This window comes from Paenibacillus sonchi (genome assembly GCF_016772475.1).
Taxonomy (GTDB): domain Bacteria; phylum Bacillota; class Bacilli; order Paenibacillales; family Paenibacillaceae; genus Paenibacillus_AQ; species Paenibacillus_AQ sonchi.
The window spans coordinates 1,410,609-1,435,897 of the sequence record NZ_CP068595.1; the positions used below are offsets into that span (position 1 = coordinate 1,410,609).

Annotated in this window: 18 protein-coding genes and 3 pseudogenes; 7 read left to right on the forward strand and 14 right to left on the reverse strand. The window is 53.2% G+C overall.

All coding sequences use genetic code 11. The features are described 5' to 3' along the window. Positions 1 to 150 precede the first annotated feature (150 nt). The gene (locus tag JI735_RS06525; protein ID WP_039838475.1) at positions 151 to 846 is read right to left on the reverse strand and encodes a TorD/DmsD family molecular chaperone; all 696 of its coding nucleotides are present in this window, start codon (positions 844 to 846) and stop codon (positions 151 to 153) included. Between the two features lie 390 nt (positions 847 to 1,236). On the opposite strand from JI735_RS06525, the gene moaA reads away from it, so the two are divergent. Further along, positions 1,237 to 2,238: a GTP 3',8-cyclase MoaA gene (gene moaA / locus JI735_RS06530; protein ID WP_039838472.1), complete on the forward strand. Its 1,002-nt coding sequence runs from the start codon at positions 1,237 to 1,239 to the stop codon at positions 2,236 to 2,238. Between the two features lie 323 nt (positions 2,239 to 2,561). Here moaA and JI735_RS06535 read toward each other — a convergent pair whose 3' ends face one another. The 4 genes and pseudogenes from JI735_RS06535 to JI735_RS06550 all read right to left on the reverse strand — a co-directional run bounded on the left by JI735_RS06535 (position 2,562) and on the right by JI735_RS06550 (position 6,604). Beyond that, on the reverse strand, positions 2,562 to 3,860 hold the full coding sequence (locus tag JI735_RS06535) for a helix-turn-helix domain-containing protein (RefSeq protein WP_051052218.1): 1,299 nt from the start codon (positions 3,858 to 3,860) through the stop codon (positions 2,562 to 2,564). An 86-nt stretch (positions 3,861 to 3,946) separates the two neighbouring features. Further along, positions 3,947 to 4,012 (reverse strand): annotated as a pseudogene (locus JI735_RS06540) (hypothetical protein); the annotation flags it as partial. Between the two features lie 404 nt (positions 4,013 to 4,416). Next, positions 4,417 to 5,811 carry a helix-turn-helix domain-containing protein gene (locus tag JI735_RS06545; RefSeq protein WP_233476279.1) on the reverse strand — a complete coding sequence of 465 codons (1,395 nt, stop codon included), beginning with the start codon at positions 5,809 to 5,811 and terminating at the stop codon, positions 4,417 to 4,419. Positions 5,812 to 5,986: 175 nt separating this feature from the next. Further along, positions 5,987 to 6,604, reverse strand: coding sequence for a LysE/ArgO family amino acid transporter (locus tag JI735_RS06550; protein WP_039838469.1), 618 nt, complete (start codon positions 6,602 to 6,604; stop codon positions 5,987 to 5,989). 249 nt (positions 6,605 to 6,853) lie between these two features. On the opposite strand from JI735_RS06550, the gene JI735_RS06555 reads away from it, so the two are divergent. The 3 genes from JI735_RS06555 to JI735_RS06565 all read left to right on the forward strand — a co-directional run bounded on the left by JI735_RS06555 (position 6,854) and on the right by JI735_RS06565 (position 10,086). Beyond that, positions 6,854 to 8,494: an aminotransferase-like domain-containing protein gene (locus JI735_RS06555; protein WP_233476280.1), complete on the forward strand. Its 1,641-nt coding sequence runs from the start codon at positions 6,854 to 6,856 to the stop codon at positions 8,492 to 8,494. A gap of 209 nt (positions 8,495 to 8,703) precedes the next feature. After that, positions 8,704 to 9,309, forward strand: coding sequence for a TetR/AcrR family transcriptional regulator (locus tag JI735_RS06560; protein ID WP_039838465.1), 606 nt, complete (start codon positions 8,704 to 8,706; stop codon positions 9,307 to 9,309). 33 nt (positions 9,310 to 9,342) lie between these two features. Beyond that, positions 9,343 to 10,086: an SDR family oxidoreductase gene (locus JI735_RS06565; protein ID WP_039838464.1), complete on the forward strand. Its 744-nt coding sequence runs from the start codon at positions 9,343 to 9,345 to the stop codon at positions 10,084 to 10,086. Here the strand turns inward: JI735_RS06565 and JI735_RS06570 are convergent. The 4 genes from JI735_RS06570 to mobA all read right to left on the reverse strand — a co-directional run bounded on the left by JI735_RS06570 (position 10,083) and on the right by mobA (position 14,375). Then, complete coding sequence (locus JI735_RS06570; RefSeq protein ID WP_039838463.1) at positions 10,083 to 11,144, reverse strand: sensor histidine kinase; 1,062 nt, start codon at positions 11,142 to 11,144, stop codon at positions 10,083 to 10,085. The two genes, JI735_RS06565 and JI735_RS06570, sit on opposite strands and share 4 nt — an antisense overlap. Next, the gene (locus tag JI735_RS06575; protein WP_039838462.1) at positions 11,145 to 11,822 is read right to left on the reverse strand and encodes a response regulator transcription factor; all 678 of its coding nucleotides are present in this window, start codon (positions 11,820 to 11,822) and stop codon (positions 11,145 to 11,147) included. After that, positions 11,752 to 13,617: an ABC transporter ATP-binding protein gene (locus JI735_RS06580; protein WP_039838461.1), complete on the reverse strand. Its 1,866-nt coding sequence runs from the start codon at positions 13,615 to 13,617 to the stop codon at positions 11,752 to 11,754. The genes JI735_RS06575 and JI735_RS06580 overlap by 71 nt, the downstream gene beginning before the upstream one ends. Positions 13,618 to 13,709: 92 nt before the next feature. After that, positions 13,710 to 14,375, reverse strand: a complete 666-nt coding sequence (mobA, locus tag JI735_RS06585; RefSeq protein WP_039838460.1) for a molybdenum cofactor guanylyltransferase — start codon at positions 14,373 to 14,375, stop codon at positions 13,710 to 13,712. Positions 14,376 to 15,370: 995 nt separating this feature from the next. On the opposite strand from mobA, the gene JI735_RS06590 reads away from it, so the two are divergent. Further along, on the forward strand, positions 15,371 to 16,603 hold the full coding sequence (locus JI735_RS06590) for an MFS transporter (protein ID WP_039838459.1): 1,233 nt from the start codon (positions 15,371 to 15,373) through the stop codon (positions 16,601 to 16,603). Between the two features lie 262 nt (positions 16,604 to 16,865). On the opposite strand, the pseudogene JI735_RS06595 reads toward JI735_RS06590, so the two are convergent. Continuing rightward, a pseudogene (locus tag JI735_RS06595) lies at positions 16,866 to 18,565 on the reverse strand (glutamine--tRNA ligase/YqeY domain fusion protein). Between the two features lie 229 nt (positions 18,566 to 18,794). Here JI735_RS06595 and JI735_RS06600 point away from each other — a divergent pair. Then, positions 18,795 to 19,040, forward strand: a complete 246-nt coding sequence (locus tag JI735_RS06600) for a DUF2164 domain-containing protein (RefSeq protein WP_039838457.1) — start codon at positions 18,795 to 18,797, stop codon at positions 19,038 to 19,040. Between the two features lie 28 nt (positions 19,041 to 19,068). Further along, a complete protein-coding gene (locus JI735_RS06605; protein WP_039838456.1) occupies positions 19,069 to 19,617 on the forward strand; it encodes a GNAT family N-acetyltransferase in 549 nt (182 codons plus the stop codon). Positions 19,618 to 20,598: 981 nt separating this feature from the next. Here JI735_RS06605 and JI735_RS06610 read toward each other — a convergent pair. From JI735_RS06610 to JI735_RS06625, 4 genes and pseudogenes are all read right to left on the reverse strand, one after another. Then, a complete protein-coding gene (locus JI735_RS06610; RefSeq protein ID WP_039838454.1) occupies positions 20,599 to 21,243 on the reverse strand; it encodes an MOSC domain-containing protein in 645 nt (214 codons plus the stop codon). Next, positions 21,224 to 21,754: a GNAT family N-acetyltransferase gene (locus JI735_RS06615; RefSeq protein WP_039838453.1), complete on the reverse strand. Its 531-nt coding sequence runs from the start codon at positions 21,752 to 21,754 to the stop codon at positions 21,224 to 21,226. Before JI735_RS06615 ends, JI735_RS06610 begins: the two co-directional genes overlap by 20 nt. Positions 21,755 to 21,831: 77 nt before the next feature. Continuing rightward, positions 21,832 to 23,042 (reverse strand): annotated as a pseudogene (locus JI735_RS06620) (MFS transporter). Between the two features lie 118 nt (positions 23,043 to 23,160). Continuing rightward, the gene (locus JI735_RS06625; RefSeq protein ID WP_083886912.1) at positions 23,161 to 25,266 is read right to left on the reverse strand and encodes a molybdopterin-containing oxidoreductase family protein; all 2,106 of its coding nucleotides are present in this window, start codon (positions 25,264 to 25,266) and stop codon (positions 23,161 to 23,163) included. Positions 25,267 to 25,289: the final 23 nt, after the last annotated feature.

Sequence of the window (25,289 nt, forward strand, 5' to 3'; positions counted from 1 at the left end):
CGAAAGCCACCGCCCTTAAAAGCGGCTATTGCACCGGAGAACCGTGTTAGCGCACGGTTCTCTTTATTTTACGCTTGTTCTGGCTCTATTATAACATGCTGATCCTGTATTTCAATCGCTCACGCTAGATAATTCCCAGCCCAGCTCCCTTTAGGCCATTGTAGCCGCGCTGCTCTCCAGCGAAGTCTTCCAGGCGCGCAGCATCTGCAGATCCTGCGGCAGGAATTCCTCCAGCATATGGCTGAGTCCAAGATAGAGCGGACTATCCGTTGCGGCATTCAGCCGCTCGCAGAACTGCGGTGTCCATTTCAGCAGATGCTCTTCCAGGAAACGCTCCTGAATCTCCAGCAGTTCCATCGCACTGCGGATGGAGAAGCTGTTGTACAGCATCCGCTCATGCATTACTGCCATGAATTCCAGCTCTATGGAAATATGATCATCGGCTTCACCGCCGCATTTCTTGAAGACAATTCCCGCCGAAGCATACACATCGGAGAGCACGTTGCAGAATTCTTCCTCACGGCCCAGCTCGGCTGCTTCACGTGCCACAATAGTGCTGGCTGCACGCTCATTCATCAGGCGCATGTATTCACGGTTCTCCCGCTCGCAGATCTGCGGGAGCGCTGAAGGCTCCTGGCTGCAAAGGTACCGTTTCAGCTCACGTCCGCCTTCCGTCATCTCCGCTGCGACACCAAGCTGGCGGTTGCGAATCCACTGGGCGACCAGCGACAGACTAGGCTTGCGCCCATAAAAATCCACTAATAATTGATATATTAATCCCCGGCTATCCAACCAACGGCTGAATGCCTCCGGCACGACGAGCGATGGAACAGTAGGTATAGTCATTTTGCAAATCCTCCCTATTGGTTTGCCGGGCGCTTATCGCTTGTCTCTTGCAAGGCGGGCGTTATCCGGTCTAATCAAAGCTGTGCTCTTCGCAAAAGTGAGTGGAATATAAACTGATAATACTTCCGCACCTAGATTATATCGGAAATGTGAAGCGCTTTCGGTGAGCATTCTATGACCATTCCCCGAAATTGTCGCACTTCTGTCAAAATTGGCCTTTGCCATTTCGGTTTCATCACATATTATTTAGGTTGTCTTGTTTCTATCCTTTACAGCCTGTGTTCACCCCCTTTCCATCTCGTTACGTGCACACTGCCACAACTATCGCATTGACGCGGCTGTCAACAATCTTTAAAATTTAAAATAAATACATGCTGAAGGGAGCACAACATGGAACCCTTGACGGACCCTTTTGGACGACTGCATGATTACATGCGCATATCGGTTACAGACCGCTGCAACCTGCGCTGCATTTATTGTATGCCTGCGGAAGGAATGCAATTCCAGCCCCAGGACGAGATTATGAGCTATGAAGAAATTACCGCTGTTGTGGAGGCGCTCGCCCCTCTGGGGCTGAGCAAAATCCGTCTGACCGGAGGAGAGCCCCTGGTACGCAAGGATTTGGACAAGCTTGTCTCCATGATTGCCGCCATCCCGGGTATTGAGGACATCTCCCTTACCACCAACGGCCTGATGCTTCCCGCCAAAGCCGCCCTGCTCAAGCAGGCGGGCCTGTCACGGGTGAACATCAGCCTCGATTCCCTGCGCCAGGACCGTTTTGCCATGATCACCCGCGGCGGGGAAGTCGCCAAAGTGCTGAAGGGAATTGAAGCCGCTGAGGCGGCGGGCCTCTCCCCGATCAAGCTCAATGTTGTGCTCATGAAGGGCATCAACGATGATGAGATCAAGGACTTCATCTCGCTGACCCTGAACAGCCCGCTGAATGTGCGGTTCATTGAATATATGCCCATTGGCAGCGCAAGCGATGCCTGGCGCCAGACGTATCTGCCGCTCGAAACCGTAGTTGAAGCCTGCCATGAAGCAGGCTGGGCCACGGAAGAAGCGGACATGCCATCCGGCAACGGCCCTTCTCAGAACCGGCGGGTGGTCGGTGCGCGCGGAACCTTCGGGCTGATCCATCCCGTAAGCGAGCATTTCTGCGACAATTGCAACCGGCTGCGCCTAACGGCAGACGGGCACATCAAGGCCTGCCTCTACTGGGCGGATGAATACAATGTACGTCCTCTGACCAGCGATCCCGCAGCCGTGCAGGCCTTATTCCGCCAAGCCTTGGGCAACAAGCCGCATAACCACGAAATGGCGCTCGCCCTGGAGCGTAAAGCGCAGAGTCATACCCCGACCGTGCGGCGCATGTCGCAAATCGGGGGTTAGGCGGTCACGAAAACCTATAAATCCTTATATTTTTAAATAAACGGCAGGGCCATCCTTATCGGATCGCGCTGCCGTTTATTTTGATGTAACACGATTATCCGGGTTGCTCACTTGTGCGTACCTAACACCATAGATTGCTTGCCCCCGCACATTCCGGACTCAGAAAACCTTATTTCAAGAAATACAGCCCAAAACCACCCACGATAAACCAATTAACGGATTCTGAGTCCGCATAGCCATAAAAGTGACCTGTTTTTGCAAAATAACGCTTCTCCTGTCCGCATTAAGCTGCCTTCAGCTTACTTGGCATTAAGTCCAGTCCCCTAGGTGCTTGCTATATTGATCTCAAAATCCACCGATATCGTACCTTTAATCACGTTGCGGTCATGATCGACTTCAGCAGAAAGATCCACGCTGCGCATGGCGATTTCTTTGGCCCCAAAGCGCCTGCGGGCTAAATAATAGGTAGCCAGTTCGCTGCGGAACCGGGCGTGGTGATCATCATTGATCTGCTTATCCCGTATGAAGTGCCTCCGGTAAGGTATGTATGCAGAAAAACGTTGCAGAATGTGGTCAACATCCCAATGATAGCGGTTGGCCGTCTGCACGATTCTGAACAAAGCTGCAAAAATCTCTTTCTCTCTTGTCGAAACAAATTCCACATACTCCTCCAATGCTTCCTGTTGTCCATCCATCAAGCGATTTAAATAAGTATTAGCCGTCCCCCACTCTTTAAATTGGGCTACAATTTGGTTAACTTCCTCTCCTTTCTCCTGTATCCAACTCCCATCTGTGTAAAGTGGAACTAACTTCAAAGCAGTCTTGTGATCTCCTCGTTCCTCATAAGTGCATGAGCGCATAAGTTGTGCGTATAAAATATAATAATATACCGGTCTCTTTAAAACTTCGTGACTCGTATCTCTGTGATCTGACCGACTGCGAAATTGGTATTGAATAGTGGCTAGACGATATAATTCTTGGGCCAGTTCCTCTGCCTTCTCCCAATGATGCAAAGAATAGTATACATGCAGTAATTGTTTTAATGCATCCAACTGATGGGCCTCGTCGAGTCGATTCACATAGTTTTCAAATAGAGTAGCCTCTATCAAGTTCTGCTGAGGGTCATCCCCCAAAGCCATGACAAACAAACGATATTGGCAAAGCGCCAGCCGCTCCGAATGCTGATACTTTTCACTGGCAGCCACATTCTCATATATAATTGCAGCAGCCTGATGCTTATCCTGCTGGAAGAGTTCTTCCGCCAGATCAAACAACAGTGGCGCATAGACCAGATTGTCCAGCAGACCATGGATCAGTTGCTCAATGCAATCCAGACGTTCAAGCTGTGCAGAACGCAGAATAAAAGGCCGTAGCCGCCGCCAAGTTGGTGCTGAATCATACAGACATTCATTTACATATTTACTGTAAAAAAAGTCCTCTGCCAGTCCCATAGTCTGGGTGATTCGTTCCAAGTGGCTCATAGCCATCGCCTGCCGGCCTTTCATGATCCGGCTCAGTGTTCCGGAATGAATACCGCTGAGAGCAGCAAATCTGTTAATTGACAGATCCTCTTGTGCTAAGTACGCCCATAGTTCATCGCGAATTGTGACTGTATGCTCCAAGTCCATACCACCTTTATTCGTACTTATAATCAGGACACTATATCCTTTATTTGAAAGCCTATTTTTTACATAGTGAAAAATTCCACTTAAGCGGGTGCGCGTCTCTGATTCATATGAATATTACTGTAATTGTTCAGCAACTTGTCCAGTTCTACCGATTGTCTGAGTACCTTGGGTGGCTGAAACCACCATACTGCATTTGCATCTGATGAAGTTTACGTCTTGCCCAATCAATACGAATTCTAATGAATACAGCATATTCATATCAGTTTTCGTCTCCTCATGCAATATTTTAGATAATTATGTAAAATTGTGAAGTGTTATCATGGTTACAGCGCCCTAATAATTTACCGTAGTAAAGGAATGAAATAAAAAAGACGTGCCTGTTTTACAGGAACGCCTTGTGGCTCTATAGATTAGTCCATACTATACGTCTAAAGAAGCTATAAATAATCAGCCTCCACCTACTCCATGTACCATGGGTTGAATCAATTGCATTGTCTGGAGTGTGTTATGTTCAATACTTAATACGGGTATAGCTATTAAAAAAGCAAAACTAAATGAGGCTAACCATATTATGAGCTTTTTTCTCATTCTCAACACGCACCTCTCTAATCTTAGTTTTGTATCGTTCCTTTTCTTCTAGTGATGCCAAATATCGATATTGTTCGAATAAATCGACACAATTAATTACAATATCATCGTTGTTAATTTTGGAGGAACACTCCAAACTATGTAGTATAAAACGAATGCCTTCTCTTCGTTTATTATGTAAGTAATAGGCCGCCAATTCGGCGAGAAATCTGGCATATTGATCAGTCATAATTTGTTGGTTGTATTCGCCAAACTCGGAATGGTGGATTCGATAAGGAATGTAATCAGAAAAACGGACAAGAATCTGGTCGATATTCCAATTATATTTGTTCGCCGATTTAATAATATAATATATAGCAGTGAAAATCTCACCTTTATGTATTGAGATGTATTCAACATAATCATCCAATACTTCAATCTGTCCATCCAATAGGCGGTACAGATAAGTATTTGCTTTTCCCCAGTCCTGGAATTGAGCTAAGATTCGCTGCACTTCTTCGTTATCTTCTCGTATCCAATTTCCATTTGTATAAAGCGGAATAAGGTCCAAGGCCTTCTTGTAGTCTCCCAGTTCTACATATGCGCTTGAGCGAAGCAGATGCGCGTATAGAATATAGAAATAAATGGGCTTTTCTGGTGTTTTATCATTACTGTTTGTGCGATTAAAATTATCCTTCATTTCGTAGAGAATCGAAGCAAGTTGAAGCATCTCCTGGGCCAGTTTAGCGACCTCGCACCACTGATGCAGTGAACAGTAGACATGCAGTAGGTGCCTCAAAGCATCCAACTGATCCGCCTCATCCAACCGGGGCACATAAGGTTCGAACAGCGTCGCCGCCCGCAGGTTCTCGCTCTGGTCGTCACCAAGCGCAATGCGGAACAAGCGGTACTGACACATGGCTAGACGTTCGGAATACTGGTATTTCTCGCTGGCGCTCACATTCTCGTATAACAATGCTGCCGCCTGCCACTGCCCTTGCTTGAATAATCCTTCAGCCACCTCAAACAGCGTAGGCACATTGTTCAGATTATCAAGCAGAATTTGCACCATGCGTTCGATACAATCCATGCGCCCAAGCTCGGCACAGCGGATCATAAACGGCCGCAGCCGCCGCCAGGTGGGTGCCGAATAATAGAAGCACTCATCTACATACAAGCTGAAAAAGTGATCTTCCCCCTTCCCCATACCCTTGGTCAATAACTCCAGGTGACTCATGGCTATCGGCTGATTGCCTTTCACAATCCGGCTGAGTGTCCCGGAATTAATGCCGCATCTGTCTGCGAACTGATTAATGGACATGCCCTGTTCAGATAAATAATCCGCTAGCTGATCTCGAATCGTGGCTGTAGACTCCAAGGAATCACCTCCTTTTGAATCCCAGAAAATAGGTTGTTGCCTGTATAACTGTAATCCTATGTGATAATATTCCAATGGTCAATATACTAGATTAGTCTAAAAAGTGAACACGGCAAATTATTTTAAAATTTAGGCAATAGGGTTGCCATTTCCTTATGAAACAAGGAGATACACGTCAAAATGACCGCCAGAGCTGTACTCCCATGTACAACGCAATGCCCCAAATCAGCAGCGCTGAAACTGTGTTCAGCAGCCGGATCACCCTGCCGGAGGAATCCAATCTGCCCAGCACCCGGCCGGCTGCCGCAAGGCTCAAAAACCACATCCAGGAGATCCCCGCCGCCGCAGCCGCAAACGCCCAGCGTTCATCACCGGTATACTGCAGAGAATTAGTGCCGATGACACCCACTGTATCCAGCAGCGCATGCGGGTTCAGCAGAGACACAGAAAGGGCATAGCCTACCTGGCCTTTTAGCGAGAGTACCCGCGCCTCCCCGTCCCCCTCTCCCGGTGCTGCGTTCCATATTTTCCAGCCCATGATGCACAGAAATAGGATTCCCGCACCGTACACGATGGGCGTTACCCATTCCACGGAGAGCAGCACGAGCGAAATTCCACCGACAGCCGCAGCAATCAGCAGCGTATCACATACAGCCGCCGTAAGAACTACAGGCACCACTCTGCGGAACCGGGGCTGAAGCGCCCCTTGGTTAAAAACAAATATATTCTGTACGCCCAGCGGCAAAATAAGCCCAAAGGCCAATAAGATTCCATGCACAATAGCTTCCAGCATTCGTCTGCTCCTCTCAGTATGCTTGCGGACGATTGAATTTGGTGAACAGCGGGACCAGATTTGAACGCTATCGCCGCATGACTGATCTTACACCGCAACGGCAGAGCTCGTAACCAGCCAAATTCTCCAATTGCCACCCAACCAAACTAATGAGCACAGGCCAAAGGTGGTATACTCCAGATAAAAGAACTCCTGCCAGATCCGGCCTCGCTGTTCTTAACAAAAGACCTTCATAAAGGAGTTGGCATTTTGACCAACCGACATCAAAAGGAACAGGTACCGGGCAGATCATGGACACCGGACCCGGCATCAGCGCTGCCGCTGCACAGGCAAATTTCCAATTATTTTATGGACAAAATCAGAAGTGGCGCTTGGCCGCCGGGAATGCGGCTAGCCCCTCAGCGCCAGCTGTGCCGCCAGCTGGGTGTGAACCGCAGCACAGTGGTAACTGCGCTGGGAGAACTGTCGGCGATGGGGCTCATCGAGGGCAGGCGGGGCGGCGGGACCCGGGTGGCCGATTTACGGGCCGCCGCAGCAGGCGGGACGGTTTCGTACCGAGACGGGACGGCTGCGTCCGATAGCCGAGCGGCCTCATACGGTGACGAAACGGCTACGTCCGGTGGCCGAGCGGGTTCGTATGGTGACCGGGTGGATACATCCGGTAACGGCGCAGGGATGGATATATTGCCGGTCCAGCCTGCCGGAAGCTGGAATTCTTATGTCGAAGAGGGCGTCCACTATCCCAACCTGCCTACGGTGCAGGACATCAACCGCCTGGAATATGAGCAGGGGCTGATCCGTCTAGGGACAGGAGAGCCGTCGCCCGGGCTGCTGCCCGGTGAGGCCATGACCCGTGTGCTGGCCGAGCTCTCCAGGCAGACGCTGCCACCGCTCTCCTATGAAGAGCCCCTCGGCAGCCCGGGACTGCGGAGAGCAGTAAGCTCCGAGCTGGCGAAGAACGGCGTACAGGCTGATCCGGACTCCATTCTGATTACCTCTGGAGCGCTCCAGGGCCTGCAGCTGATAGCGGTTGGCCTTTTGCCGCGCGGCTCTACCATTCTGCTGGAAAAGCCCTCCTATCTCTATTCCATTCATGCCTTCCAATCCGCCGGAGTGAAGTTCAGCGGCCTGCCCATGGATGAGCATGGGCTGCTGACGGACCGGCTGGCCCGGGAAGCCCGCCGGACCAAGGCGGCTATGCTGTACAGCATCCCGTCGTTCCATAATCCGACGGGAATTCTGATGGACGCCCAGCGGCGGCAAAAGCTTATGGATGTGACCGGTGAGCTTGGCCTGCCCATCCTGGAGGATGGAGCCTATCAGGAGCTCTGGCTCGACACGCCGCCTCCCCTCCCGCTGAAGGCGCTCGACCGCGAAGGCAGAGTGCTGCATCTCGGCACACTGTCGAAATCCGCCAGTCCGGGGCTGCGTATCGGCTGGATCGTTGGCCCGGAGCCTGTCGTGCGGCGGCTGGCCGACATTAAGATGCAGACCGACTACGGGGCAAGCTCGCTCTCGCAGCTTGCAGCCGCCCGTTGGCTGGAGGGCGGGTATCATGAAGAGCATCTGCAGCGCCTGCGGGCCAGACTGCGGCAGCGGCGGGATGCTGCGCTTGCGCTGCTGCAGCGCCATTTTGCCGGACTGGCTGCATGGAACGTTCCGGCAGGCGGCTTCTACATCTGGCTGGCCCTGGACAAGCCGGTGCCGCTGCGGACGCTATTCCGCGCGGCCCATAAGGCCGGGCTGCTGCTGAACACAGGCGATCTGTACGACCGGGGCGACAGCCGCCATCTGCGGCTGTCCTACGTCTACGCCTCGCCTGCCGAACTGGAAACCGGCCTCCCCATATTGGCCGGACTGATCCGCAAGCTCCAGCGGCCCGGTTCCTGAACCGGGCTGCCGACTAAATTCACTATATGTGTTATTATATCCCCCAATTAAGTTTCCTTTTCCCCAGCTATCCAACAGAATATCCTTCAGGGATTTCTGGTCATCGTTCTTGAGCATTATGTAATCTCCTCATAATCAAATGACAAAAAATAATATTTGTCATTTGGTTGTTCTAGTGATATGCTGTGTACACAGAGGAGGTCGAACCCGTGAGCAAATCAAGCTCCTTTTTGAGTAAAACAGAAATTATGGATGCCGCCGAGCAGACACTGCGCCGATTCGGGCCTGACAAGACCTCGGTAACCGATGTGGCCAAGCTCCTGGGTGTCAGCCATGGCACGCTTTACCGCCATTTTCCCAGCAAAGCCGCTCTGAGGGAGGCGGTAACGGAGCGCTGGCTGGAAGAGCAGATCGTTGTCCCGCTGGAACAGATTGTGAAGGCCCCGGCAGACAACGCTCTGGCGCAGCTAAAGGTATATATTGCCCGGCTGATTGAGCTGAAGCGTCACTATGCCGAACAGGATCGTGAAATGTTCAAGATGTACACGGACGTTACCATGGAAGCTGCTGAGTTGATTGAGGTGCATATCCAGCGGATTATGGAGCAGATGGGCATTCTGATTGACAGAGGAATTCAACAGAAGCGGATTGCACAGAGTGCAGAGACCAGGTCGCTTGCCCGTTCGCTTTTTCATGCGACCTCAAGATTTCATCATCCGGCTCATGCCCACGAATGGCAGAGCGCCAGCATCCAGCAGGAGTTCGATCAGCTCTGGCTGCTTCTGGAACAGGGGCTTGCCGCTTCAAATCAATAGTAAAAATCCATAACATTTCAGGAGGTATATCAAATGAGTCAATCCCTGCAAGGTAAGGTTGCCATAGTTACCGGGTCATCGAGGGGTATTGGTCGGAGTGTCGCGGAGAGATTAGCGCAAGAGGGAGCTTCGGTAGTCATTAACTATTCAAGCAGCCCGAAACAGGCGGAAGAGGTGGTCCAGGGCATTCGATCCCAAGGAGGAAGCGCTGCTGCGCTTCAGGCCGACATCAGCAAGCCTGCACAGATTGAGCAGCTGTACAAGGATACCAAGGCATTGTTCGGAAAAATCGATATTGTAGTCAACAACGCGGGAATTATGGTCAACAGCCTGATTGGAGAAGCCACCGAAGAACAGTTCGACAAGCAGGTTGCGATTAACGTCAAAGGAACCTACTTCTCCTGCCAGCAGGCCTTCTTTCACCTGGAACAGGGTGGGCGCATCATTAACTTCTCTACTTCGGTCAATGGGCAGATGTTCCCGGCTTACAGTATTTATGCCGGTACCAAAGGTGCCGTGGAGCAGTTCACCCGCCAGCTCGCCAAGGAGTTCGGCTGCAAAGGCATCACCATCAACGCGGTTGCTCCCGGTCCTGTTGCTACCGACCTGTTCCTGGAGGGCAAGTCCGAAGCTCAGCTTGAGGGGCTGAAGAAGACCAATGCCTTCGGGCGCCTGGGCCAGCCGGAGGATATTGCCGGAGTGGTCAGCTTCCTCGCTGCAGAACAATCGGGATGGATCACCGGCCAGACACTGCGCGTGAATGGCGGATTTATCTAAGGCTGCATAGGCAAAACCACTACACAAGCCGTCCCTTCCCCGGGGCGGCTTGTGATGGTTATGCTGCCTTCATGGATGTCCACGATTTTTTTGACCAGCGACAAGCCAAGCCCGCTGCCGCCTCCGCTGGTACTTCTGGCTTTGTCCACCTTATAGAAACGCTCGAAGATGCGGGGCAGGTCGTCCTCGGCAATCCCGATGCCGTTATCCTTGATTTCGGCTTCCACCCGGTTATCCAGGGTCCGCAGACGGACCGTAATCATCCCGCCCTGGGGAGTGAATTTGATGCTGTTATGCAGCAGGTTGGTCCATACCTGACTCAGCAGGTCTTTTACCGCTTGGACAGTTACCTCCTCCAGTTCAGCCTCGACGTCGATATTCTTGCCCAGCCACTGCGGCTCACAGGCCAGAATCATCTCCTGGAGCTGCTTATCCAGCCGGTAGGCTGTGCGCTCGAACGGAAAGCTCTCCGCCTCCAGCGCCGACAGCTTCAGCAGATTGTCGCTGAGGCCGGAGAGGCGGCTGCCCTCTGCCTCAATAATATCGAGATAATGAGCCCTGCTCTCCGCACTCAGCCCTTCATCCCTCAGGGCGCGGGCGAAGCCGCGAATCGAGGTGAGCGGGGACTGAATCTCATGCGAGACGTTGGAGATAAAGTCCTGGCGCATCGTTTCCATCCGGCTCAGCTCGCTGGCCATTTCGTTGATGCCTTCGACGATACTGCCAAATTGCCCGTAGCGCCGGTCGTTCTCCAGCTCGACCTTGAAGTTCCCCTTGGAGATTTGCCGCATCGCTGTAATGATGGGGATATAGAAGGCCCGTTCACCTCCTCTCATATGTCCGATCAGCCCCGCGATCCCGGCCAGCAGGAACAGAATGAGAAACTGCAGCATCATCGTCAGCAATTGGGACTTATAGGGCGTAAGGGACCAGTTAAAATGTTTCTCGAGCAGCTTTAGCCCGAAATACCCGCCGTTCCAGGAAAGATAGAAGCCTGCAATGACTATGGTTATCCCCATGACCCTTTTCACAATCTCTCCGGCTCTGCTTCTGCCCATCTATTTACCCACCTCCAGGCGGTAGCCCAGACCCCGGACCGTACGGATGGCAAAACCATAGTCCTCCTGGGGAAAACGGTCACGCAAACGTCCCACATGCACATCCAGCGTACGTTCATTTCCTTCAAAATCATATCCCCAGACCTCTTCAATCAGCCGGTCGCGGGTCAGCGTTTGCCCCGGATAGCTGGCCAGCTTGAACAGCAGCTCGAACTCCTTCAGCGGCAGCGTAATGCTTCCCTGGTCTGCGGTCACCTCATAGGTTTTGCGGTTCATGCGCAAACCGCCGACATTGACGCTCTGTGCAGCAGAAATCTGGTACCGCTTCAGCAGGGCTTTGACCCTGGCGATCAGCACCGGAGGCTCGAACGGCTTGACCAGATAATCGTCGGTGCCCAGCTCGAAGCCTTTGACGATCTGCGAGGTTTCGCCTTTGGCCGTCAGCATCAGAATCGGAATATCATAGCTCCGGCGCAGTTCCTTGCACAGCTCCCAGCCATCCATATTCGGCATCATGACATCAATGACTGCAAGGTCGACTCCATTATCCTCAAGCAGCCGCAGCGCCTCGATGCCATCCGAAGCACCAAATACTTCCTCCATGCCTTCAGCTCTCAAAAAGACTTCCACCAATTCGCGGATGTGCGGATCGTCGTCCACTACCAGGATTCTGGCCATTCTTCGCCTCCCCCTTCTCTTCACCTCCGCCGGAAAGCACCGGTGAATTCAATTGCAGCTGCTGTTCGGCAAACTCCCGGTACAGCTCATGCTCCCGCAGCAGTTCTTCATGTGTTCCCCTGCCGGTAATCCGGCCCTTCTCCATAAAGATAATCTGATCCGCATTTACAACTGTCGCCAGCCGGTGCGCAATGACAATCGTCGTCCGTCCCTTCATCAGGTTGGACAGGGCTTTCTGCACCACTGCCTCCGACTGGCTGTCAAGGCTTGCGGTCGCTTCGTCGAGCATTAGAATCTTCGGATCACGCAGCAGCGCCCGGGCAATGGCGATCCGCTGGCGCTGTCCGCCGGACAGCTTCACTCCGCGTTCACCGACATCGGTATCATAGCCGTGCGGAAGCTCGCTGATGAAGCCGTCGGCATAAGCCATCGCCGCAGCACGGCGCAGTTCCTCCACGCCAACCTCCCGGTTCAGGCCATAAGCGAGATTGTCGGCAATCGTGCCGGAGAGCAGCGGGCTTTCCTGGGAAACATAGCCGATCAGCTTGCGCCAGGAACGCAGAGAGAAGGTAGATACCGGCTTCGCTCCCAGCTTAATCACCCCGCTCTGTGGTTCATAGAACCGTTCCAGCAGCGAGAAAAGCGTCGTTTTGCCGCCGCCGCTCGGTCCGACAATCGCCGTTACCTGTCCCGGCAGCATGGAGAAGCTTACTCTGCTGAGCACCGGGTCGCCTGTTGTGTAGCCAAAGCTTAAATCATCGATCACAATAGGCTCTTCCGCACCCTTGGCTTCCTCCACTCCCTCGTAGATTTCCTCATCGGCCGCAAGGGTCTCTATGATCCGTTCGGAAGCGCCTTTGGCCTTTTGAATCTGGGTGAAGAACTGGGTCAGCTGGGTCAGCGGCATCACGATCTGAATCAAATACAGGATGAACGCGACCAGTTCCCCAGCCGTCAGCGCGCCGGAAGACACCTGCATTCCGCCGTAGCCGATGACGACCACCAGCAGCATCATGAATACGAAGGAGACCAGCGGACTGATCATGGCGCTGATTTTGCCCTCACGGATGCCGAAGGATAACAGGTTCATGATTCCGGTGCGTCCGGCTTCATATTCCTTCTGTTCTGCGCCGGAGGATTTCACCAGCCGGATCTCGGACAAGACGCCGCTGAGCGTAGCGGTGAAGGATGCGGTTTCGTCCTGCGTACCCTTGGAGATTTTGTACATCTGCCGGCCCAGCGGCACCAGAATCAGCGCGGACAACGGGAGTACGGTGAACAGCACCAGCGTCATTTGCCAGTTCAGATAGAGCAGCACGGCAATCGAGCCGACGATGGAGATCACCCCGGTGAACAGGCTGGCTAAATGTTCTGAAATCAGGGTTTTGATAATCCCTGTGTCGTTCGTCATCCGGCTGACACTCTCTCCGGTGCGGTTGTCGTTGTAGTAAGCTACCGGCAGTACGAGAAATTTACGCCACAACCGGTCCCGCAGTCCCGCTACAGTCTTCTGTCCGACATAATTCAGCAGGTAGATCGAGATTCCTCCGGCAATCGTCTGGGCAATAAAAGCACCGGCAATCCCGGCAATCTGCAGCTTGCTGACCGAAGCCAGGGAGAAGCCGTCGACCAGATTCTTGGTGAACATGGGAATCACAAGACCCACCAGGGTCGATATCATACTAAGCGCAACAGCAAACGCCAATAGCCCATAGGAAGGCTTGGTACTGTGCAGGAGCTTCAAAAAAGACTTCAAGGACGCCCCCTGCTTCTTGTCAGATTGTTTATTATTCATGGATGTTCCCCTTTTCCAGCGGATCAATTTCAAGGACGTCTGTGGTCCCCTTCCGCCTTAAATCTACTGTAACCCGGCAATGTAAACTGGAATTAAACAGAGGAATCATCCGCCGGTGTGGAAACCAGCTTCAGGGCCGCTGCATAATCCGCCGGTGTGTTCATGTTGTATAAAGGTGACGGCTCTGACGGACTGGCCGTGAAGCCTGCTTCCGGAATATAGAGCACCTCCAGAGCGTCCAGGCATTCCATGACTCTGAACCGCCGCCCGTGCAGCGCTTCTTCCAGAACCGGCAGCACCCGTTTATGGTAGAGCCCCAGCAGGGGCTGGACACGGCCGGTGATGGACTCTGGAACCGCAGCGTCTATCTGCAGGCTGCCCCCGCTATAATTGCGCACCAGATCCCGGCCGGGCTCCGCAGCCGAACTCATCATATACCGCATAAATTCCGCCGAAGCAAACGGCAGATCACAGGCAGCCACTACGCTCCATTCCGTGGGCGATTGGAGCAGCGCCGCATGAAGCCCGGCCAGCGGGCCGCAGCCCGGATAAAGGTCCGGCACCTGGGTCAGCCCCAAAAACCGGTATTCCTCCCGCTCCTGCTCCCCGCAGGCTATGACCGGGCCTGCAGCCACCTTGGACAGCTCATCCGCCAGGCGGGCAATGACCGGTCTGCCGCCGAGATCGAGCAGCGCCTTATCGCGCCCCATACGTCTGGAATATCCCCCCGACAGCAAAATCCCCGAAAACTGAGGCATCTTCTCCCCTCCAGGCTCTCATATTTACAGCATTCTGAAGTTATCGTATCAGACTTCACAGCGGGAGAACAACCGCGGACCTTTGCAGCAGAACAAGAACTAACCGGCTATGCCCTCCTTGACTGGATAGATTTCAGTTTAGCGTTGCCTGAAGAAGCCTTTTTTGAATCCTTGGACAAATCCAAGTGGAAAAAGGTTAACTAATTTGCCCAGACACCCTGTTGTCCGCAGGTTAAGTGGAAAAAGGTTAACTAATTCAGCTCATTTCACCCCTGACTAAGTAATATGGCCCAATTAAGTTTCCTTTTTCCACCTAAACCTCGCAATTGTTGATTTTTGGGAGAAATAAGCTCCCTTTTTCCAACTAGAACTGCTCACCTGCTTCTTCGCAAGCGTTCGTTGGATAAAAGCTATCGAATCCGGCTGGTTTCCACCCGTTTGAGTGAATTCGCTGTATTCGCACCTGCTGCTCCCCAACCTCATGCCTATTTTATCCACAAAAGGCGGTCATCGTAATTTCCTATGTAACAAAACAGACAATGGGTTGAAGCCAAGGTTGGCTTATTTGCCCTGTCCCTGACGCCGGATGAAGATCAAGGCTATGCGGACTTTGAGAGATTTACGATTTCATAATGGAAATTCAAATTGGAGGTTTTGGGCAAGATAACGGAATAATGAATTAATCCGCAGCCCGTCATAAGCAGCAGCGCAGCGATTCTCCCATGGAGGGGAATCCCTGCGCTGCTGTCTTTTAGCTTTTAGCGCTGATTGTGTAGCAAGGTAAGGGCAGCTTCTTCGGATATAACCCGCTTACCGGACAGACCCCATTCAGGCAGGAAAACGCCATGCCCGCAGCAGAAATCATTGGGCAGCTGGAAATGTAATCAAAAGTTGGTTTGTATCCCTTTTCAACAAGTGTTACAGTGATAGAAGCAGCCGCTTTAATGCTGCCATGAATACATGCAAGGCACATAGCAGGAAAGGAGTGCCCAATTTTGCGGGAGAACCTTGATAAGCAGTTTTCCTTCACCTCATTGAAGTGGTTCAACTTCTTCTTGTATGGAACAGTCGTTCTCTTCTCCAGCTTCTTTCCCCTTTATCTGCAGGAAGTGGGAATGAACAAGCTGGAGATCGGAAGCTTAATGTCGGTTGGGGCGCTTGTGTCCATTATTGCCAATCCCTTCTGGGGCATCTGGACCGACCGGTATCAGAATATCCGGCGGATTGTCCTGCTGATGCTCACAGGCACGCTGGTATTATCCCAGGTCGTATTCCAGGCAAATACATATGAAATGATCTATGTCTCCATATTGTTTTTTTATTTCTTTCAGGGTCCGCTGTTTGCCGAGAGCAACACCATGATCCTGAGCTACATTGACGGTACCAGGCACCGCTTCAGCTCTTTCCGGCTGTGGGGATCGCTGGGCTGGGCTTTTACCGCCATCCTGGCCGGACCTGTGATTGAGTGGGCCGGTGTATCGGTGCTTTCCTATCTTTTTGCCGCGCTGCTCTGCGCAGCCATGATCTCGCTGATTGCCCTGCCCAGGCTTGACCATTCCATCGGCATTGCGCCGCTGCCATTCAAGGGCTTCCGCCAGATCTTTTATCATCCGTTTTTTCTGAGCTTTATTTTTTTCGGGATTCTGGTTTCGATTCCCAATACAATGAACAATACCTTCGTCTCCCTGTACATTACAGAGCTTGGGGGCAGCAAGACCATGATCGGTCTGGCGGTGTTTCTCTCCTCGATTCTGGAGGTGGCTGTTCTTATCCTGTGCGACCGTTACCTGAAACGCAGCATTCCGGTGCTGCTCGGCTGGCTCGCACTGGTCAGCGCGCTATTTGTCTTGCGCTGGTGGCTGATGGCCGATGCGACAACTCCGCTGCAGGTGGCTTTTATTCAAATTCTGCATTGCGTTACGTTCGGCGGGTTCTTCTATGTCGGCACCCGGCTGACTATGCTGCTGGTTCCAAAGCCTTACCGTTCCTCGGGACAAGCGCTGTATACCCTGACCTGGAGCGGGATTTCAGGGATTATGGGCGGCGTTCTCGGCGGCTGGCTGTACCAGTATCTCGGCGCGCAGAACATGTACCAGTCCGGTGTCTTTCTATCGCTGATCGGAACTCTGGGGTTCGCCGCCATGCGGCTGCTGGCCAACCGTGGCGGCTATCACCCTCAGGACGGGCATCTGGAAGAAGACTGGAATGAAATTGAGCTGAACCGTTGATGCTCGAAGCACCCTATAAAGAAAAGCCTATAGTAAAGTGCAAAGCAGCGATTCTCCCATGAGTGGAGAATCGCTGCTTCGGGTCCAATGCCGCGTGCACCGGCAGATACATCTGCGGCTGGTGCCGCTGATAAAAGAGGCCCGGCGGCCTCGGCAGCCCATTCAAAGGTATTTTTACCTTTGAGGTTCGTCCCGCGCAAAGAGGCTGCCCCGTCATACGATGACTTCGGACAGCCCCTGGTTGCATTCAGAAGCTTCAGCCTTATTTGGCAGGCTGGAATGAGCTTTTTAGCGAAACAATGAGATTGAACACCGGATGCCCCGGTGTGGAGTATCTGCTGTCCACGTTGAAGTATCCATGGCGGAAGAACTGGAACTTGTCCTGCGGCACGCTGTCCTTCAGTCCCGGTTCCACAAAACCATGCAGAATCTCGATTGATTTCGGATTCAACTGGTCCAGAAAGCTAGGCTCGGGCTTATCGGCGGCAGGCTCCATGCCTTCGACCTCAGCCTCCTGGTCAGCTTCCTCAGCGGAAATCAGCGGCTCATAGAGACGGAATTCCGCCGGTACGGCCTGCCCGGCATCCACCCAGTGCAGTGTCCCCTTAACCTTGCGGCCGGTGAAGCCGCTGCCGCTTTTGGTCTCCGGATCATAGGTGCAATGAAGCTCCACAACCTCGCCGTTCTCGTCCTTGATGAAATCCGTACACTTGATGAAATAGGCATTCTTCAGACGCACCTCATTGCCGGGGAACAGACGGAAATATTTGTTCGGCGGGTTCTCCATGAAGTCGTCGCGTTCAATATAGATTTCCCGGGAAAATGGAATCTGGCGGGTGCCCATCGCTTCATTCTCCACATTATTCTCAATTTCGAACCATTCAGTCTGGCCTTCCGGATAGTTGGTGATGACCACCTTCAGCGGCCGCAGCACCGACATTGTCCGGGGAACCGTCAGCTTAAGGTCCTCACGGATAAAATGCTCCAGCATCTGCAGGTCCACCAGCCCCTGGCTTTTGGAAATGCCCGTCTCATGCACGAAGCTGCGAATCGCTTCCGGTGTATATCCACGGCGGCGAAGCCCGGAGATCGTCGGCATGCGCGGATCATCCCAGCCATCGACATGGCCTTCATCCACGAGCAGCTTCAGCTTGCGTTTGCTGGTGACCGTCTGGGCGAGATTGAGGCGCCCGAATTCATATTGATGCGGCGAAGCCGGCATTTCACATTCGGCTACCACCCAGTCGTAGAACGGACGCTGATCCTCGAACTCCAGGGAACAGAGCGAGTGCGTCACGTGTTCAATGGCATCCTCAAGCGGATGAGCAAAAGCATACATCGGATAGATGCACCAAGCATCGCCCGTATTATGATGATGGGAATGGGAAATCCGGTAAATGACCGGATCACGCAGGTTGATGTTCGGGGAGGACATGTCGATTTTGGCGCGCAGCACCTTTTCGCCATCCTTGAATTCTCCTGCACGCATCCGGCGGAACAGATCCAGATTCTCTTCGATGGTGCGCTCCCGGTACGGGCTGTTCACCCCGGCTCGGTCAGCGTACCGCGATGTTCACGGATTTGGTCAGCCGTCAGGTCATCGACGTACGCTTTTCCTTTTTGAATCAGCAGCTCTGCCCGTTCGTACATTTCCCCAAAATAATCCGAAGCAAACCGCAGCTCATCCCATTCATAGCCGAGCCACTTTACATCCTCCTGTATAGAGTTTACATATTCCGTATCCTCTTTGAGCGGATTGGTATCGTCGAATCTGAGGTGTGTCTTGCCGCCGAATTCATCTGCCAGGGTGAAGTTAATCCAGATCGCTTTGGCATGACCGATATGTAAATAACCGTTAGGCTCCGGTGGAAAGCGGGTAACCACTTCCTTTACTTTTCCCGAGCTCAGATCTTCGGTAATGACATTCTTGATGAAATTGGAGGGTGTTCCACGGTTCTCCACAGTTATCAACCTTTCATTCTGTAATATTACTACTTCCTTGTATGAACATGTTTCCTACTAATATACCCGTTAAGCGGGGAATGTTCAATAAAAGTCAAGAGAAACGGCGCGAAAATCCAGGTTCACAGGCCGGTTCGTTCATGGTGTTTTGACTTATTTCCCGGCTATGGAGTAGCATGGGGATTATAGTGTATGTATCTGTATAATTGCTATACGGGGGGACTTATTCATGAAGCCAATCAAGCTGCCCAAAGAGCAGCGGGAGATTATTACTGAGAATATCCGGGCCTACTTCGAAGCCGAACGGGGAGAGAGCATCGGCCATCTGGCGGCGGACAACCTGCTGGAATTTTTCCTGCAGGAGCTCGGACCGGTGATTTATAACGGAGCGCTGGGCGACTGCCGCACGCTGGTAGGCCAACGGATGCAATCACTGGAGGACGACATTTACGCATTGGAATGGAAGAAACGTTAATCCTTGAACCGCAGAGGGGGGCAGCCTCATGTTTCATTATGTCATTGACGAAGAGCTTAAGCTGAAGCTGTTAATGCCTGAGCACGCACGCCCTATGTTTGCGCTGGTGGAGCGCTCGCGCGCCCGGCTCAGACAGTGGCTGCCTTGGGTGGACGGTGTTACGGAGCAGGCTCATTTGGAGACTTTTATCAAAAATTCGGTCAAACAAGGCAGCGAAAACGGCGGCTTCTCTGCCGGACTATGGGTCCGGGAAGAACTGGCCGGCATCATCGGATACCACGAGATTGACTGGCACAACCGCTCAGTAGGCATAGGTTACTGGCTCGGTGAAGGCTATGAGGGTAAAGGCTACATGACCAGCGCCTGCCGGGTCTTCGTGGACTACGCACTGCTTGAAATGGATCTGAACCGTGTTGAGATCCGCTGCGCTACCGGCAACCGGACGAGCCGGGCGATACCTGAACGCCTGGGCTTCGTGTTCGAAGGTGTGATCCGTCAGGCAGAAAAGCTCCCGTCCGGCTACGTGAATCACGCTGTCTACGGGCTGCTGCGCAGTGAGTGGAAGCTCCTGGGCTAATTGGCTAATAGGCGCTGAGGGCAGAATAGGCTGCTGCCTGGAGACTGATACAGAGAAGGTACAGGCTGCGGGCTTGCCGCGGCAGCATAACGGATTTCATTATAGAAAGTGCAAGCCCGTTAAGGCGGAAGGCAGCGCACTTTCAGTATGTACAAGCTCATTGAGATGCAAGGCAGCACACTTGCCGAAACCAATTGTAGCGGTCAAAACCCCGGAGGAATGATTCCTCCGGGGCTTTGCTTACCTAACCACAAATTAACATATAGATGGAATCCTTCTGCGCGTCGTGCAGCTCCAGCAGCAGTTGGCACTATTTAACAGCAGGTACCCCACGGAGACTTGAAATTACCTTGAACGGGGCCGTGTGCCGAGATGAATCCAGACACTAAGTGGAAAAAGTACCACTAATCCAAGTTTCTAAGCTCTTCCACCAGCATTAAGTGGAAAAAGTACCACTAATCTGAACCCATCGGCCTTCCAGCACTGGATTTGCCGAAATTAAGTGGAGAAATTCCCACTAAATCTCTGTTGTGGCACGAATATCGGCAAATTAGTGGTAGAAAATCCACTTACCATCTTAAGGGACCTGGCGCAAGCAACTTCAGCGGCGGCAGACAGTATCTCACAGCAGCACTCACACTTCACACAGCACTCATATAGCATTCCAAACTACCCCTGCACTCAAACAGCACTCTCACTGCACACAGCATTCAATTTACTATGATTCCACGAACCACCAACACTGCTCCGGTTCATTTTCGGCATCAATAGCCGCTTATAAAAAGGTATGATATACCTACCTGTAAGTTTCGGGAGGCCCTTGCTAGCCCAGGAGGTCCTTGCTAACTCAGGAAGTCCTTGCTAGCCCAGGGGTCCTTGCTAACTCGGGAAGTCCTTGCTAACCCGGGAGGTCCCGACTCTTCCGGGAGCCCCTTTCTAATGGTACCCATTCTCTCAGGAGGTCCGAGCCCTCCGAACCCCTTATCTCCCCGCCGTATCCAGCCAACCCTGAAACTTCACCCGGGTGTCGGCAGACAAGGTCTCAAGCGCGGCCAGCTCCGCCAAGCCCGTCTGGTCCTTGCGTCCGTGCTCCATCAGATAGAGCACCTGCTTGATGGGAAAGCTTCCCTTGCCGCTTTCCTGCTTGATGATTGGGTCGCCAGCGGCAATCTGACCCTCGCGCAGTACACGGAAATAGAAACCGCTGTACCCGGTTTTCAGCACCTGGGCCGGCATATCGGCGGGGCCGTGTTTTTGCGCCAGCTTATAGCATGGAAAACGCGGCTGGCTGACCTGCAGCAGTGTTGTGCCGACCTCGTACACATCTCCGATGCACACTTCCGTCTCCAGCAGGCCGCTGGCTGTGATATTCTCGCCGAAGGCTGAATACTCCAGTTTTTTGCCCAGCCATTGCTCCCAAAAGGGATAATGCTCAATGGGATATACACACACTGCCTTGTCGGCGCCACCGTGGTTCACAAGGTCCGCTTGACCGTCCCCGTCGAACCCTTCCAGATGAAGCTGCACCTTACCGGGTGCCGGCATTTTGTAGATGCCTGTCTCCAGCGGCTTGCCCCGGTAATCGACGGTCTTGGGTTTGCCTACATTAAGCGAGATGACTTCCATCCTCTTTCCCTCCTGTCAGCATGCAGCTCATAAATACCTCATCTACGTAGCGCCCGCCAAGAAAAAACTCCTCACGCAGACGGCCCTCTTCCACAAAGCCGCATTTGCGGTAGAATGCAAGCGCAGGTCCGTTGCAGGACAGCACACGCAGCCGCAGTTTGCGGATACGGTTCTCCGCCGCATGGCTTTTGATCGCTTCGATCAGCTGTCCGCCGATGCCCATTCGCTGAAACTTCGGGTGAACCGCGATGTTGACCTCACACACATGACGGTTGCTCTCCATCCCGCTGGGACAGCCAAAGCCGACATACCCGCACAGTTCACCATCCTTCAGAGCGACCAGCTGAGAACCGGGAGGGGCATGCATTAGATAATCTTCCCGTGAGCGCCACATTAACGGACCGGGTGATGTATCCTCAGTCCAGATCATATTATCAAGTACGATCAGCTCCCGGGCATCCCTGATTTCCGAGGGCCGGATCGTTAAGGCATCCCAGTTCAGTTGTGGCATTGCTTCTACACTCCTTGCCTTACTCAAATCACGCGGAAGACCGCAGCTGCCTTAACAGCATGCCTCCCGCTGCAATTTTATGCCGCATTTCGTCCCAGTGTACGGGCGGTGCGGTTCATGTATGCATGTAATCCAAAGAACCCCACCGACAGCACAGCCATCCCGCAAGCCAGCCACCCCGTCGGCGCAAGACCTCCATTGTCGAATTGGACACCCATCAGATAAGGCCCGACCACTCTGCCGACTGCGCCGATGCCGCCGCTCAGCCCCAGATAGAACGGCGCATTGCGGTCTGCATGGTCCGAAATAAATGACGGCATTGCCGGGGAGATCAGCATCTCCCCCAGCGTCGCCAGCAGCATCGCCAGAAACAGGCCGGCATAGCTTGGCATGAGCAGAATCACCGCATAACCGCTCAAATAAAACATGGCACTGGCCGTCATTTGCGCCGTTGAGGTTGCTGCAAACCAGCGTTTGATCAGACTGACCAGCGGCTGCGCGGCAAAGATCAGAATCCCGTTCAGCGTCCACAGAAACCCGTAAGTCTGCTTAGGCCAGCCTTCGGAGATAATAAACGGCGACACGCCGGTATTCCAGATAGAATTGCCGATCAGCAGAAACATGGAACCAACAGACATGAATAGATAGATCCTTATCTGGCCCATAAGCCTCCAGCCGGATTGTGCGGGCTGCGGCTGCTTTTTCCGGGTCTGTTCGTGAGGTGAGGCTGTCCCTACTTTGCGCAGATAAAAAAAGAAAAAGACGGCAAACACAGCCGAAGTCACACCGTTCAGCACAAAGCTCAGCATATAATTGCCCAAAAATCCGCTCAGCGAAGTTCCCAGTGCTACCCCTATATTATTGCAAACATAGATGATGTTAAACAGCTCCGCACGCTGCTCGGCAAACCGGAATCCGACAAATGCCTGGATCGCCGGCAGCGACAGCGAATTGAACAATCCAAACAATCCCATTAAAACGATAAATAAATGCCAGTTGCTGCTTGCCGCCGGAATGGAGAACAAGGACAAGGCCGTTAGGGCCAAGGCCCCTACAATCAGCCGGTTGACACCGACCTTGTGATACAGTGAACCGCCCAGCAGCTGGCCGGCAATCCCCCCAGAGCCTGAATTAACAGGACGAGGCCGGCATCCTTCATACTCCGTCCCAGCTCATCGAATACGTACATGGTCACGAGCGGCCACATCAGCGCGCTGCCGGTTGCGTTAATCAAGCTGGCAATCAGAAATACTTTGATTTCCTTAGGATAGGCTTGCAAAAACTTCATATCTTGTCTTTCATCCCCTGTAAACTATGAGTCATTAATTCATCCAGTATCAGCCTAAAACAGGGTCAAGGGCAAGCATATGAATTGACGCTTTATCGCGTCACTCAAATAAAACACATCATTTAAACCCAACAGATTCTCCGTTGGACTGTGCTTCTCCCCTACGCTTCACTTCTACAGTAGTTGAGAAAAAAGTCGCCCCGTTTCCCATATCGGCCAGCCGGTCCGGCGTCAGCACATTGACTCTCTGTTTATGTCCTTTGCCTTCCCACCACAGACCTTGACTGATGACAGTGCCAGGCAGCATCTTGTCCGTTACCATCGCCCACAACTCGATACTGCCTCTGCCGTTATATACGGTAAGCCCGTCGCCTTCCCCGATTCCCCTCACCGCAGCATCTTCGGGATGAATCTGCAGTGTCGGCCGCTTCTCCATCCGCTGGTGCTTCTCCACATTGGAGAAGGTGGAATTCAGGAAATTATGGTTCGGCGGTGAAACGAACATCAGCGGGTACGCCGTTCCCGGCTGCGGCCGCTGCTGACCGTCATAGCCTTCCTTCAGCGGAGTGTATGTTGGCAGTGGCGGCAGTCCTGCCAGCTCCATAGCCTTTGAATACAGCTCGATTTTGCCGGAGGGCGTCGGCAGGTTGTCCAGATAATCCGCTTGCGGCGACATATCGAGCTTCACGAACCGCTCGGCTGTCAGCCGCTCCAGCGTTACCCCGTTCAGATAAGGGTTGCGCGGATAATCCAGCGCCTGACGGATCATATCATATGGGGACTCGCTGAACGCCTCCGCATCAAAGCCCATCGCCTGGCCAAGCAGCGAGAAGACCTCCACATTGCTCTTGCATTCCCCGGGCGCATCCAGCACAGGCTCCTGAAGCTGAATATAGTGATGCCAGTAGGAAGTATACAGATCCACATTCTCAAACGTGGATGTTGCCGGCAGCACGATGTCGGCATAGAGAGCCGTGTCGGTCATGAACAGATCATGCACAACCGTGAACAAATCCTCACGGGCAAATCCCTTGCGTACCCGCTCCGCATCGGGCGCTACCACCACAGGATTGCTGCAGTAGACGAACATCCCCATCACCGGCTGCTCCTTCAGCTCCAGCGCTTCACCGATCCGGTTCATATTGATCGTGCGTGTCCGGCGGTTCGGGCGCAGGTCAGGACGGGTCAGCGCCCGGTCATTCGTGGAGCTATAGCCGCCGTTCCCCTTGATCGCCCCGCCGCCGGTCTTCAGCCATGCACCGGTAAGTGCCGGAAGACAGGCGATCGTGCGCACATTCATGCCGCCGTTATCGTGATGCTGGAGGCCGTTGCCGATGTGGATATGCGAAACCTTGGCCTCCCCATACAGCTTGGCCAGCTTCTCGATATCCGCTGCCGCAATGCCTGTGATCTCCGCGACCCGCTCGGGCGGGTAGGCGAGCACATGGCCGCGTAATGCCTCATGGCCGGTTGTATAACGTTCAAGAAAAGCGTCATCCGTCATTCCGTCACGGAACAGAATATGCATCAGCCCGAGCGCGAGCGCTGTATCCGTGCCGGGGTAGAGCGGCAGGAACCAGTCCGCCCACTGGGCCGTGCGGTTGCGGTGCACATCGATTACAACCACCTTCGCCCCCCGTTTGCGGGCCTGCTCGGCATAGACAACCTGATGCATGCTCGTGCTGACAATATTGCCGCCCCAGACGATGATCAGGTCGGCGTTCACCGTATCCTCAGGGCTGGTCCCGCCGTTGAAGCCCATTGTATATTTCCAGCCTGCGCTGCCGGCAGCGTTGCAGATGCTCTGCTCCAAACGGCTTGCACCAAGCGCATTAAAAAACCGCCGGTCCATCCCGTCAACGCTGAGCACCCCCATATTTCCGTAGAAGCTGTAGGGAAGGATGCTCTCCGGCCCGTAATCCGCCGACAGCTCCTTAAAACGCCCGACAATTTCGCCTATGGCCTCTTCCCAACTGATCGGCGTGAAAGAACCGCTTCCCTTCGGCCCTGTACGGCGAAGGGGCTGCAGCAGCCGCTCGGGATGATGCACCCGTTCGGCCATATGCCGCACCTTGTTGCAGATCGCCCCTTTGGTCACCGGATGCTCGGGGTTGCCCTCCACCTTAATGATTTTGCCATTCTGCTTATGCACTAGAAGTCCGCATGTGTCGGGGCAATCCAGCGGGCATACCGCCGGAAAAACCCCATCTCCGCTGTAACTCATGGGCTGCAGTCCTCCTTTGTTGC